Source organism: Rhodospirillales bacterium, from assembly GCA_028824295.1.
Taxonomy (GTDB): Bacteria; Pseudomonadota; Alphaproteobacteria; order TMED109; family TMED109; genus VXPW01.
The window spans coordinates 142,426-153,967 of the sequence record JAPPED010000015.1; the positions used below are offsets into that span (position 1 = coordinate 142,426).

Here is an 11,542-nt window from a genome sequence, read left to right on the forward strand (position 1 = left end):
CCGGGGGCATGAGCTCGCTGCCGCTGCGACGGGGGTGGTCCTGGCAGCTGCCGTAGGGCGCCACCGCGTTGACCGGAGTCGGCGCTCGCGCGGTGTCGTTTCGGGCCAATGCGGTGGTCGTCTGACCCCTTGTCCGCGACAGCGCTGTCGGAAATGCACGGCTGCGGGAAACACGTGCTGACGCGTGTGGCTGTCGTTCCCGCATCTGCCTTGTGAGATCTCGAGTCGATTGAGCGGTCTTTTTGCCGGGTGCAATCGCTGGACTTGAACCGTCCAGCTGCGTGCTGCGATGGAGACTTACTGATACCTCCGATACTGCCCCGGCAGCATCGAGACCCTCAGGGTGCAAGAACCACTTCCGCGATGCCGGGCTACGTGGCACGCAAAACCGATCTACGTGCAACCGGCGTGTCAACTTGTCGCGTATATCGTAAGTTATGACATTACTTGACAAAATAGTGTTTGGATAGTAAGTAATATCAGCCTGAAAGTGCCGGATGAGGGGGGCGCTTCTGTCCGGCTTGTGTAGTGCGTTTTGGATTGCGCGGCCCGCGAAATCCAGAACGCCGTGTCAAGGGGGACAAGTCATGAAACGATCGCTGGTTCTCGGAATTCTCACCGCCTTTCTCAGTATGGCGGTGTACGGCGTGGCGCACGCAGAATTCTCTGGTGGCCTGAAGCTGGCGTCTCACTATGCCTGGCAAGGTGGGTCCGAATCCGACGAGGAGCCGGCGCTGCAAGGCAGCATGTACTACAATTTTGACGCCTGCTATGCGGGGTTCTGGGCGTCGAGCGCTGATTATCCCGGGGGCATTGAAATTGATTATGAAGCCGGGTGCGGAGGTTCGCTGACGGATAACCTCGGGTGGAGCGTTGATTTAATTTATCTGACCTATCCGGGTGCGACCGAAGAGAACCTGTTCGAGGCTCGCTTCAAGCTGAGTGCTGATCTCGGAGTGGCAAGCGTTTGGGGCAGGGTGCTGTTCCCGACGTGGCCGGATCAGGATGGCCCAAACCAAAATACCAGCGGGCACAATCGCCCTCAGTTCGGACTCACTGTGCCGCTCGGGGACGCACCGGTCAGTGTCTCGGCAACCTATGGTCAGGACAACAACCGGCCGAATTGCGACGACTACGACTGGTATCACGTGTCGGTGGACACCTCGTTCAAGGGCTTTGGATTGAGCGCGTTCTATTCTGACCGCAGTGACCGTGAGCCGAGGTGCGGTGAGTCCGGTCCAGGCAAGGCAGAGGACGGAATTTTCGGCGTGTCTATTTCGCGAGGTTTTTGACGACTGACACGCGGGTCATCAACGGGTCACGGCGTGGGGCCTTTGACCTGTTGTTGGCTTGAGTCAGTACGGGCGCGTCGCCTGTGCTTGTGCGTGACGCCACTCAGTCGGGCGTATTGAAACGGATCGGACATTTGGGCGAGTGGCGCTTGCGCCGCCGTCAACTGCAGGTTCCCGCGGGTTCAGGCAAGTTGACGGCGGCACTTTCATTTGGCGCGGTCAGACCTCGCGAGAACAGCCGCAACTTCCTGATGTTGGGGCAGGGCCGGATCTTCCGTGCCGTCGCACAGCGACAGCCCAGCGCAAACCGGGCTGGATCAGCATGAACGGCACATTCCGAAGTCCGGCATTCCAGACCGCGGAAACCTCACCTTCAGGCCGTCAATGTTGGCATTGGCGGCTTGTTGCCGGTGCAAGCGGAAAAGCAGGGGGCTGTTCGGGCGCGTTCCGGGCGGCCGGAGGATTGGTGACGGGCTTCACGGAATAAGTTGGCTACGGTTTGGCGGCTAGCGTACGCTCCCCAACGACAAGCTTGGCTGAGGGAGGCCCTCATGGCTTTTCGGAATGATCCTGACGGCACCAGGCTGCCGGTCAAAGTCGATCCCACATCGAATGGCGAGTTTGTGCCGGTGCCGCTGGATCCGGTCAGTCGCGGCGCCAATCGCCTGGCTCACGGGTGGGCCAACGAGAACGCCGGGCGCCTGGGACTGTCCCGCCGGGCATTCCTGGTGTCCTCGGCCGGTGCGGCCACGACACTCCTCGCCTTCAATCGGGCGAATGCTGATGCAGGCCGAACCGGGGGCTTCTTCGACATCCCGCAGGTTGCTGCCCTCGATGTCGAAGCGGCAAGAGAAAGCCTTGAAGGTCGTGAGTTCGTGTTCGACGTGCAGGGTCACTTTGTTGGCCAGCACGGTTTGGGACGGATTGGGCTTGGTGGATCCGAAGCATTCATCAAGGACATCTTCCTGGATTCCGACACCGACATGATGGTCCTGTCCTTCATTCCTTCGAATCGCGAACGTGAGCTGCTGACCATCCAGGAGGCAGACGAAACCCGCCGGATCATCGACGCCATGGACGGAAGCCATCGCCTGCTGGTCCACGGCCGCGTCAATCCCAATCAGGACGGCGATCTGGACGGCATGGACGAGTTGGCCGAACGTTGGGGCGTGTCCGCCTGGAAGACATACACACAGTGGGGCCCCGACGGTGCCGCGGGGTTTTTCCTGCACGAACCCGGTCCCGGCATTGCGCTGATCGAGAGGGCGCGCGCGCTCGGAGTCAAGAACATTTGCGTGCACAAGGGGCTGCCGTTCGGTCGTCGGTCCTACCGTCACAGCTTGTGCACCGATATCGGGCCGGCTGCGAAGATGTTCCCGGACGTGAATTTCCTCGTCTACCACTCCGGATTCATCAGTGGCCAGTCCGAGGGGCCGTATGACCCCGACCGAGGCGAGGGCGTCGACGAACTGATTCGTTCGGTCGAAGAAAGCGGGATCGGCCGCAACGCCAACGTCTACGCGGAGCTCGGCAGTACCTGGCGGTTCCTGATGCGTGACCCCGATGGCGCGGCGCACACGGTCGGCAAGCTCGTGAAGCATATTGGCGAGAACAACGTGCTCTACGGCTCCGACTGCATCTGGTACGGCTCCCCGCAGGATCAGATCCAGGCCTTCCGCACGTTCCAGATTTCCGAGGCGCTTCAGGACGCGCACGGTTATGCCCCGATGACCGACTCCCTGCGGGCACGAATCTTTGGTCTCAACGCGGCCAGGGTCTATGGGATCGATGTGGAGGAGGTGCGGCAGAGAGCAGGTCGCGACCGGGTCGGCAAGCGGCGCACCGAGTATCGCACTGCCCCCGATCCGCATTTCCTGACCTTTGGCCCGAAGACGCGGCGCGAGTTCGCGGCATTGCTCAAGGCCCGGGGCGGCCCGCTGTAGTCGTCGCCTTGCCGACCAGGTCCCGGAGCGGGTGCGCGCGATTCGGCAGCGGCCATACCGGTTCACACGCCGGTCATGCGAGAGCGAGTCCCACCGGGTTGCCGCGGCTGGGCGGCGATGGCCGCTGGCAGTGTGGCGAGAGGAGGGCAGTGGGGGGGCCGCCCCCGGGGTGACGCGGAGCTGGCGACACTCGTCCTCAAACCGGCCGCGCACGAGAACAGGTGAGCTCATTGCGAACTCCTGTCCAAGTTAAGATGTCATAGACATCAAATCGCTACATCAGTATAGTGCTTTAATGCGTACTACTCTCACTATCGACGACGATATCGCCGCCCGGATCGAAGAGCGACGGCGCACGGACGGGCGATCGCTGAAGCAGGTCGTCAACCAGCTGCTACGCGCGGGTCTACGAAGCAGCGAGGGGCCGCCCGAGGCGAGGCCGTATCGCACAAAGACGCAGAAGCTTCACCTGCGGCCCGGCTTCGACGCCGCGCGGCTCAACCAGTTGGTGGACGAACTGGAGACCGAGGAGCGCACGGCACGGGAGGCCGTTTTGCGCCAGTGATCGTGCCGGACGTCAATTTGCTCGTTTATGCGATCGACGAGACGAGCCCATTCCATGCCCGAGCCCGTCGCTGGTGGGACGAGGCGCTCTCATCGGCCGAGATCGTGGGTCTGTGTTTCCCCACTCTTCTCGGGTTCGTCCGAATAACGACGAACCGGCGTGTCTTCGACTCGCCGCTCGGCATTGGTGATGCGCTCGACCGCATCGAGAGCTGGCTCGATCAGCCTAATACCGAGTTGCTATCGCCCACGCCACGCCACTGGGCCATTCTGTCCGAGTTGTTGCGGGCGGCGGCCATGGGTGCCAACCTGACAACGGATGCACACATCGCCACGTACGCGATCGAGCACGCCAGCACGGTGTACTCGAACGACAGCGACTTCGCACGCTTCGAGGGACTGCGCTGGAGGAACCCGCTGTCGTCCTGAGGATGTCCGCCGGTCCTACCGCGATATCTGAGGTCTGTCGTCTCGTCGCGGAGCCTGAAGGGTGGCCGGGCCCATCGGATGGCCACGTCGTACCGATACCGTCGCGATGGCAGTCCCATCCGGCGGTGAGCAGATTGGCAGTGCGGGTCAGGTTGTAGGCGGTTGCGGTAGGCCGGGCCTGAAGGAGGGGCATCGCCGACCCATCGTCCGACGCGGGCCAGCTTGGCCGCGGCGGAACGACGAACGGCCGCTCGAACCCGTATCGGCAAGCCCGGTCGGCCCGCCAGCGCGCTGTCGTGGAGCCGACTACGCGGTCCGGTTCCGATAGGCCCGTTCGATCAGGTGATCGACCGACGCCTGTCCGGGCCCCTTCCCGATCACGTAGAGCAGCACGAAGAACCAAAGAATATGGAAGGTCCAGAAGCCTTGTGGCGCCACGATCTGGATGACGATGGTCATGACGAACAGCGCCAGGGCGGACAGCCTGGTGGCGAGCCCGACCACCAGCAGGATCGGAAGGATGTTCTCGGCCAGCGCCGCGAGGTGCGCCGATAGCACCGGAAAGGGCATTCCGAACTCGTGCTCGAACAGGAAGATGGTGCTGTCATTCACCGAAAATCCACTGATCTTCGCTTGTCCTGAGCGAAAGAAGGTTGGCGCAATTGCCACCCTCGCCAGAAGCTGCAGCAACCAGTCCGGGATCCGCGCCATCACTGTGTTCGCGCAGCTCACGATCTTGCCGAACTGCCTCATGCCGTTCGCTGGTGCACTCATGACGGGTCTCCATCATCGGAATTACTGGTATCCGCGGCGAGCCGATAGTCCGTAAACGTCCCGCCTGCAAAGAATCCTGCAAGGTGTCCCTGAAGATCAAAGTTCGGATCCAACTTGGAGGCTGCCTCCCAGGCTCCACCCAATGCCAGTCCCCTGCTCAACGCGAACCCGAAGTGATAACCGGCTTCCGAAAGTGTGCGTACTTCCACCTCCGCATCCGGCCGTATAACCATAAGCCATTCAGGTCCGCCCTCAACTTCGATGGGGGCGTCGGGTTCGTTCTCATCGCGTGCGAGCCGCCAAATCTCGGACACCGGATAACGCGATTCCAGCCATTGGCAGCTCGGGTGTACCGTCAGTTCGATCATGCTCATCCGGTCCGGCGGGACAGCCCCGAGTTCACCGATCTGGAGGCTTGGAGCTTCCGTGGCGGCATATGCGCGGTGCCAGGCCACTTCAAGCCGCGCCACGTCGGCAAACCAGGTGTAGGCAGCCGCAGCCTCGTAACCGGAGACAAAGTCGGGAAATTCGGACCCGTACTCGACCAGACGACCATGGGGCGGGGGGTAGGCCCGGGCAAAGTCTGCAGCGATCCGTTCGAAGAACGCCTGGCCCATGAGGCGGCAAAGAGACGGATACAGGGCTTCCATGGCCCTGACTACCGAGTAGGCGATGTTGTTTCGATAGACGTTGAGCCGCGTGGTGATATCAGGGCCGTCGGAGGGCTGCGCGAGTAGTTTCGTGATTCTCTCGTCGCCGCCTTCCTCCATGGCGGTACGAAAGGCCGATTGAACTTCAGCGAGACGGGACAACGCGCATACCCTACGTGCCCGGATCGACACGAACCGGTGCCGACGTGGCACTGTCCCTGGCCGGGGGAGACCAATCGTCGTCAACGTGGGTGATGTGCTCGCGCATAATCCGTGCAGCTAATTGCGCCTCAGCAACCAGATCGCGCAGCTGCGGCAGGTTGGCGTCCCGTTCGATCAGCGTCGGCGTCGGTCCTCGGCGCTGAATGACGGTGCGGTAGAGTTCCCACACGTCCGCCGGCACCGGTGAACCGTGATCGTCGATACGAATGGCCTGTCCGCTTGCCCGATCGACCGCGTGACCGGCCAGATGGATTTCTTGGACGGCCTCCAGGTCGAATGCGTCAAGCCACTCGATCGGGTCGAACCCCTGATTGAACGAAGAGACAAAGAGGTTGTTCACGTCCAGTAGCAGGCCGCAGCCCGTCCGTCGCGACAGTTCACGGAGGAATTCAGGTTCCGGGATCTCTGGTTCGGAAAACTGGAGGTACGCCGAAGGATTTTCGATCAAGAGAGTTCGGCCAAGATGATCCTGCGCCCGGCAGACGTTGGCCGACACGGTTCGCAGCGTTTCGTGTGTCAGGGGGAGTGGGAGCAGGTCAGCGAAGAACGTGTCCTCGATCCGGCTCCATGAGAGATGTTCGGAAACGACGAAGGGCTCGAACCGATCGATCAGGACAGACAATCGATCAAGGTGACTGGGCAAAGGAGGTTCGACCGACCCAAGCGACATGCCTACCCCGTGCAGGGACAGAGGGTAATGGCTTCGGATGGCTTCCAGGTATCGGAGCGGCGGGCCGCCCGCAATCATGTAGTTCTCGGGATGAACCTCAAACCAGTCCACCGGTGGGGAAGTGTCCAGCACTTCCTTGTAGAACTGCGACTTGAGGCCGATGCCACTGCTCTGGGCCATAGACCGGTCCGAGGCAACTGCTGATGCCGGCTCAACTGACGCGTCAGGCATGCGCGGCTGCCCCGGTCCGGGTGACAGGATGTCAGTGGATCAGATGAACCGATCAGCTCTCCTCGAGGCTGCCGCCGACCAGTTTCTCGCAGAGGCCTGTCGGCACAAGAATCCAGGCATTCTTCTGGCCATCCACGGTTGAGGTGCCCTGGCACGTGGTGCCCTCGCCGGCCGCACAGTCGTTCTGACCGGCCTTGGCGACCCCGTAGCATTTTTCCATGTCGCCTTCAGCGGACAGCGCTGTCGTTGCCGGGGCGGCCACCAAGAGCGCGGTCAGTGCCCCCGCTACGACCATGGCGGCGGAAGCCCGTTTGTGATCAGCCATTTTTTTGTTCCTCTCAGGATTTAGACGAAGGTCATGCCGGAAACCGTCAACCAACGGCTTCGCCAATTGTGAACATTCCCACCGTGTGCGGCGAGAGTGAATTCAAACGGCATACACGAGATATATGTTTGGCAAGCCGCCGTGACCACGTGGCCTTGACAGTTGGTGGCCCATATTGCTCCAGCCAGTCACCGCCTGGTGCCGGCACTCGTTTGCTTCCTGCATCGAGCCGCGATCTGGGCGCGGGGGACGCTTGCTGGCATCCCTGCCTGGAGCACTCGGTCGGCCGAAACCCGATACTTGACGCAAGGGAGGCGCCTTGGCGGCGCCGTGCGGCAGCGAGCCGGCGCGGCGACGCGCTTGGCGAGGGAAAGGCGTCCGAGCACGGGTCATTCGGAACGCCGGTGAAGGCTACTCATACAGCCAGCAATGTGTATAACCGTTGCGCGGCTCGGGCTGTGGCTTGTGGCGCAGGTCCTCGCGCCCGGTGGCTCTGCGCGAAGCCCGGGGCCCGTTCGCGCGGTAGTGGGCGGCCATGCGGGATCCCAACTTGGGCCGTGCCAGCGAGTGAACCCCTCTGCGGAGTGCATTGTCTTGAAACTCTACGATTTCGGCCCTGCGGCCAATTCCAAACGCGTACGCATGTTCCTGGTGGAAAAGAACATGGACGTACCCATCGTCGAATTGAACGTGCGGGATGATGAACAGTTCAAAGAACCGTACACTTCGATGAATCCGTTTCACTGCGTACCATTTCTTCAACTCGATGATGGCACGGTGATCGCTGAATCGATCTCAGTCTGCCGGTATCTTGAGGAGTTGCAGCCGGAACCGTCGATGTTTGGTCGTTCGGCTGTGGAACGGGCGACCATCGACATGTGGAATCGCAGGGTGGAGCTCGACGGCTTCATGCCGATCTTGCATGCAACGCGGAACCAGGTCCCCCTGTTCGCGGGCCGTGTCGTGCCCGGAACGCGTACGGACTTGCCTCAGTTGCCTGCGATGGTGGAACGCGGTCAAGAGATGCTGCACATTTTCCTGCAACGACTGGATCCTCAGCTGGCGGGCAATCAGTTTGTTGCTGGAGACCAAGTCAGCATTGCCGACATCACCTGTTTCTTCGTGATCAATATGGCCAATCGTTTCGAGATGGGCGTGCAGGAGCGGTATCCGGGCATTTACCGTTGGCATTCGGAGTTTTCGGAGCGTCCATCAGCGAGTGCCTGAACGAACGGCCGTTTCCCGTTCGTCCTGAGCGTGGGGCCGGGGCGCCGGTGGTTCACGTGACATGTGAGATGGCCTCGATAGAAAGTAACGGAGGCCGGCCGGCGGTTGTGGTGCCGGGTTCTTGGCATCGAAGGTCGGTGGTGGAAGGGTGGCTGCCCGGTTGCCCGCTACCGGCCGACCGGGCCCTGTCCACCACGCTTTCGCAAGTATTCCACCACGCCCAACAGGACGAGTACGAAGGCGACCAGGAACGTAGCCACTGCAAGTATTTCCGGACTGATTTGTTCGCGAATGCCGGCCCACATCTGCCTTGGGATGGTGCGTTGCTCAAGTCCTCCGAGGAACAATACGGTGACTACCTCGTCAAATGACGCGGCAAAAGCGAACAAACCCCCGGCGATGACGCCGGGGGCAATCAACGGCAACTGGACGCGACGAAAGACCGCAAACGGTCCAGCGCCCAGACTCGCAGCGGCACGTGCCAGATTCTGGTCAAACCCGCTGAGCGTGGCCGTCACGGTGATCACCACGAAGGGCGTGCCGAGGGCGGCATGGGCGAGGATCAGGCCGAGGTGCGTCTGAGAGAGGCCCAGCTTCGAATAGAAGAAAAACATGCCAGCCGCCGAAATAATGATCGGAGTAATCATCGGCGAGATCAGTAGCCCGGTGACGAATGCGCGGCCAGGCATCGCGGGGCTGGCCAGTCCGAGCGCAGCCAGCACTCCGAGGACTGTCGCCAGGGCTGCAGCGACGAGGCCGATGAACAGGCTGTTGGTCAGGGCAAGACGCCACTCCTCATTCACGATCACGCTGCGATACCAACGCAACGAATACGCATCAGCATCGAGGGCCAGCATTCCCTGGCTGAACGTGAAATAGGGTTCGGCGTTGAAGCTGAGCGGAACCACGACCAGCATCGGGGCTATCAGGAATGCGAAGACCGCGATGCAGAAGGCAAGGTACAGTCCGCGCCCAAGGCGCTCAGCGAGATTGTGGCCGGTCATGCCATACCGAATCAGGTGAACCGCATCCGTTCGATGCCTACGAGCCGATTGAACAGGCAATAGAGCAACGCGACACAGACCAGCAGGATGGCGCCGAGGGCTGCGGCGAGGCCCCAATTGAGGGATTGCTGCATGTGGTACGCAATCAGGTTGGAGATCAATTGACCCGTGCGTCCACCAACCAGGGCCGGTGTGATGTAGTAGCCGATGGACAGGATGAACACGAGCAGAGATCCGGCCGCTACGCCGGGGACGGACTGCGGCCAATACACACGCACGAACGTTTGCCGAAACGTGGCGCCCAAGGCTGCTGCCGCTCGCATCTGGGACGGCGAAATGGTTCGCATGACGGCGTAGAGAGGCAGGACCATGAAGGGCAGGAGGATCTGGGTCATCGCTACCAACGTGCCCGTCATGTTGTAGATCATGGGGAAGCGTGTCTCGTCAGTGGTCACCCCGACCGCGACCAACAGGTCGTTGATTACCCCTTGATTCTGAAGAAGGACGATCCAGGAAGTGGTACGAACCAGTAACGATGTCCAGAACGGAACCAGTATGAGAAGCAGCAGGAGGTTGGCTTTCGAGGGGCTGCTGTTCGCGATGAGGTAGGCCACCGGATAACCGAGGATCAGGCAGAGCATGGTGATCGCGATGCTGACTGCCAACGTCCGTCCAAGGAGGGGGAGGTAAATGCGCCGATCTGGCGGCTGGAGAACCACCTTCCCAGCTGTGTCTTGTCCCAGATCGAGGGCGTGCAGGAAGTGGCGCGCAGTGTACCGCTCGCCGGAGCGCTGGAGCGCCCGCCACGCCTTCGCCTCTCCCCAAACTGGGTCGGCGGCGGTCACGGCCTCCTGCCACGAGTCGGGGTTGACGTCGTGGAGCTTCCGGGCCGTGCGGACGATCGCACTGCGCATGCCGGTTTCCAGGCGGTTGACGCGCGTGGCGACGCCGCCGAGGGCCCGTTGCTCGTGCAGCTTTCGAAATTCCAGCCCCAGTGCACGAAATACTTTTTCACCCGGAATCGACGTACCGTCCCAGTCGTCAAGCAACGCGAGAGTGTCGGGTAAGGAGTCGGCAACCAAGGGCTCGTGAACACTGCGAACCAGCATCGTGCCCAGCGGAGCCAGGAACGTGACACCGATGAAGGCAACGAGCGGCAGCGTCAGGGCTGCCGCCCGAAACCGCGCTGCCGCTAGCGAGAGAGCCACACGCTAAAGCGCTCGTTCATTTCCTCGCCGTTGTCGCTCCACCACTCCCAATCATTTCGCACCACGCGGCCCATGTTCTCGGGAGCGCTCGGCATGTGTGGCCGCATTTCCACACCGGTTTCGTGGTGCGTAGAAATCAAGTCAATGCCTGAACGACGCGTCGGACTGTAGGCAATGTATCGGCCAATGGCAGCCATGTTTTCAACCCGCGAGGCAAACAACAAGAAGCGTTTGGCCGCTTCTAGGTTGGGCGTCCCGGCGACAATGGCGAACTGCGAATAGTCAAGCATCTGGCCGTCCCAGACGATGGTGAAGGGTTGTTGTTCCAGAACTTGAGCGTTGAAAATGCGTCCGTTGTACGCGGTACTCATGAGGACTTCTTGGTCGGCCAGCATCTGGGGTGGTTGCGCGCCCGCCTCCCACCAAACAATGTGTTCCTTGATCGTGTCGAGCTTGTTGAAGGCCCGGCTCAGACCTTCGGGGGTGTTCAGAACTTCATAGACTTCTCCCGGCGGCACCCCGTCCGCCATCAATGCGAATTCGAGGTTCCCGACGGCCGTTCGACGCATGCCGCGACGCCCCGGAAACTTCTCAATATCGAAAAAATCCTCAATGGTGGTGGGCCGCTCCCCGCCAAAGCTCTCATTGTTGTAGGCGTAGACGGTGGAGTAAAAGATGCCGCCACCGCCGCACTCCGAGTACGTGCCCTCGTAGTAATCGTCGCGTGCGGGCGTGCCGTCTGCAGCCGGCGGTAGTTCGTCGATGTCGATGAGCTCCAACAGGCCCTCGTCACATCCGCGTACCAAATCCGCGAACTCCAGATCGACCACGTCCCAGTGGACGCTGCCGGTTTCTACCTGGGCTCGAATCTGGGCAAGGCCGCCGTTGTAGCTTTCAAGGCGGACCTCGATGTCGGTTTCGTTTGTGAATGGGTCCATCACCGCCTTTCTGCATGCTTCCGCATATGATCCGCCCCAGGACACCACGGTCACGGAACTGTCGG

General features: G+C 61.4%; 12 protein-coding genes. 5 read left to right on the top strand and 7 right to left on the bottom strand.

Annotation, left to right across the window (positions count from 1 at the left end; genetic code table 11):
• The first annotated feature begins 587 nt into the window (after positions 1–587).
• The 4 genes from OXH60_07130 (at position 588) to OXH60_07145 (ending at position 4,228) form a co-directional block, all read left to right on the top strand.
• Entirely contained in the window at positions 588–1,292 is a 705-nt protein-coding gene (locus OXH60_07130; GenBank protein MDE0711892.1) for a TorF family putative porin, read from the top strand.
• 551 nt (positions 1,293–1,843) lie between these two features.
• Positions 1,844–3,235: an amidohydrolase family protein gene (locus OXH60_07135; GenBank protein MDE0711893.1), complete on the top strand. Its 1,392-nt coding sequence runs from the start codon at positions 1,844–1,846 to the stop codon at positions 3,233–3,235.
• A 295-nt stretch (positions 3,236–3,530) separates the two neighbouring features.
• Positions 3,531–3,800 (top strand): hypothetical protein, encoded by a 270-nt coding sequence (locus tag OXH60_07140; protein MDE0711894.1) that lies wholly within the window; start codon positions 3,531–3,533, stop codon positions 3,798–3,800.
• Entirely contained in the window at positions 3,797–4,228 is a 432-nt protein-coding gene (locus tag OXH60_07145) for a type II toxin-antitoxin system VapC family toxin (GenBank protein ID MDE0711895.1), read from the top strand. Before OXH60_07140 ends, OXH60_07145 begins: the two co-directional genes overlap by 4 nt.
• Positions 4,229–4,534: 306 nt before the next feature.
• Here the strand turns inward: OXH60_07145 and OXH60_07150 are convergent, their stop codons facing one another.
• The 4 genes from OXH60_07150 to OXH60_07165 all read right to left on the bottom strand — a co-directional run bounded on the left by OXH60_07150 (position 4,535) and on the right by OXH60_07165 (position 7,100).
• Complete coding sequence (locus OXH60_07150; protein MDE0711896.1) at positions 4,535–5,002, bottom strand: DoxX family protein; 468 nt, start codon at positions 5,000–5,002, stop codon at positions 4,535–4,537.
• Positions 4,999–5,814, bottom strand: a complete 816-nt coding sequence (locus OXH60_07155) for a DNA-binding domain-containing protein (GenBank protein ID MDE0711897.1) — start codon at positions 5,812–5,814, stop codon at positions 4,999–5,001. The genes OXH60_07150 and OXH60_07155 overlap by 4 nt, the downstream gene beginning before the upstream one ends.
• Positions 5,815–5,824: 10 nt before the next feature.
• A complete protein-coding gene (locus tag OXH60_07160; GenBank protein MDE0711898.1) occupies positions 5,825–6,724 on the bottom strand; it encodes a DUF692 domain-containing protein in 900 nt (299 codons plus the stop codon).
• A gap of 103 nt (positions 6,725–6,827) precedes the next feature.
• Positions 6,828–7,100, bottom strand: coding sequence for a DUF2282 domain-containing protein (locus OXH60_07165; protein ID MDE0711899.1), 273 nt, complete (start codon positions 7,098–7,100; stop codon positions 6,828–6,830).
• Positions 7,101–7,694: 594 nt separating this feature from the next.
• Here OXH60_07165 and OXH60_07170 point away from each other — a divergent pair.
• Positions 7,695–8,327, top strand: a complete 633-nt coding sequence (locus OXH60_07170) for a glutathione S-transferase family protein (GenBank protein ID MDE0711900.1) — start codon at positions 7,695–7,697, stop codon at positions 8,325–8,327.
• Positions 8,328–8,494: 167 nt separating this feature from the next.
• On the opposite strand, the gene OXH60_07175 is transcribed toward OXH60_07170, so the two are convergent.
• Genes OXH60_07175 through OXH60_07185 form a run of 3 tightly spaced genes read right to left on the bottom strand, consistent with a single transcriptional unit; the run spans position 8,495 to position 11,531 of the window.
• Positions 8,495–9,331, bottom strand: coding sequence for an ABC transporter permease (locus OXH60_07175; protein MDE0711901.1), 837 nt, complete (start codon positions 9,329–9,331; stop codon positions 8,495–8,497).
• Between the two features lie 11 nt (positions 9,332–9,342).
• Complete coding sequence (locus OXH60_07180; protein ID MDE0711902.1) at positions 9,343–10,539, bottom strand: ABC transporter permease; 1,197 nt, start codon at positions 10,537–10,539, stop codon at positions 9,343–9,345.
• Entirely contained in the window at positions 10,524–11,531 is a 1,008-nt protein-coding gene (locus tag OXH60_07185; GenBank protein MDE0711903.1) for an ABC transporter substrate-binding protein, read from the bottom strand. Before OXH60_07185 ends, OXH60_07180 begins: the two co-directional genes overlap by 16 nt.
• Positions 11,532–11,542 lie beyond the last annotated feature (11 nt).

What these genes read in the sequence shown, in the direction of transcription:
- OXH60_07130 (MDE0711892.1), top strand. Translation starts at nt 588, where the DNA reads ATGAAACGATCGCTGGTTCTCGGAATTCTCACCGCCTTTCTCAGTATG.
- OXH60_07135 (MDE0711893.1), top strand. Translation starts at nt 1,844, where the DNA reads ATGGCTTTTCGGAATGATCCTGACGGCACCAGGCTGCCGGTCAAAGTC.
- OXH60_07140 (MDE0711894.1), top strand. Translation starts at nt 3,531, where the DNA reads ATGCGTACTACTCTCACTATCGACGACGATATCGCCGCCCGGATCGAA.
- OXH60_07150 (MDE0711896.1), bottom strand. Translation starts at nt 5,002, where the DNA reads ATGAGTGCACCAGCGAACGGCATGAGGCAGTTCGGCAAGATCGTGAGC.
- OXH60_07160 (MDE0711898.1), bottom strand. Translation starts at nt 6,724, where the DNA reads ATGGCCCAGAGCAGTGGCATCGGCCTCAAGTCGCAGTTCTACAAGGAA.
- OXH60_07165 (MDE0711899.1), bottom strand. Translation starts at nt 7,100, where the DNA reads ATGGCTGATCACAAACGGGCTTCCGCCGCCATGGTCGTAGCGGGGGCA.
- OXH60_07175 (MDE0711901.1), bottom strand. Translation starts at nt 9,331, where the DNA reads ATGACCGGCCACAATCTCGCTGAGCGCCTTGGGCGCGGACTGTACCTT.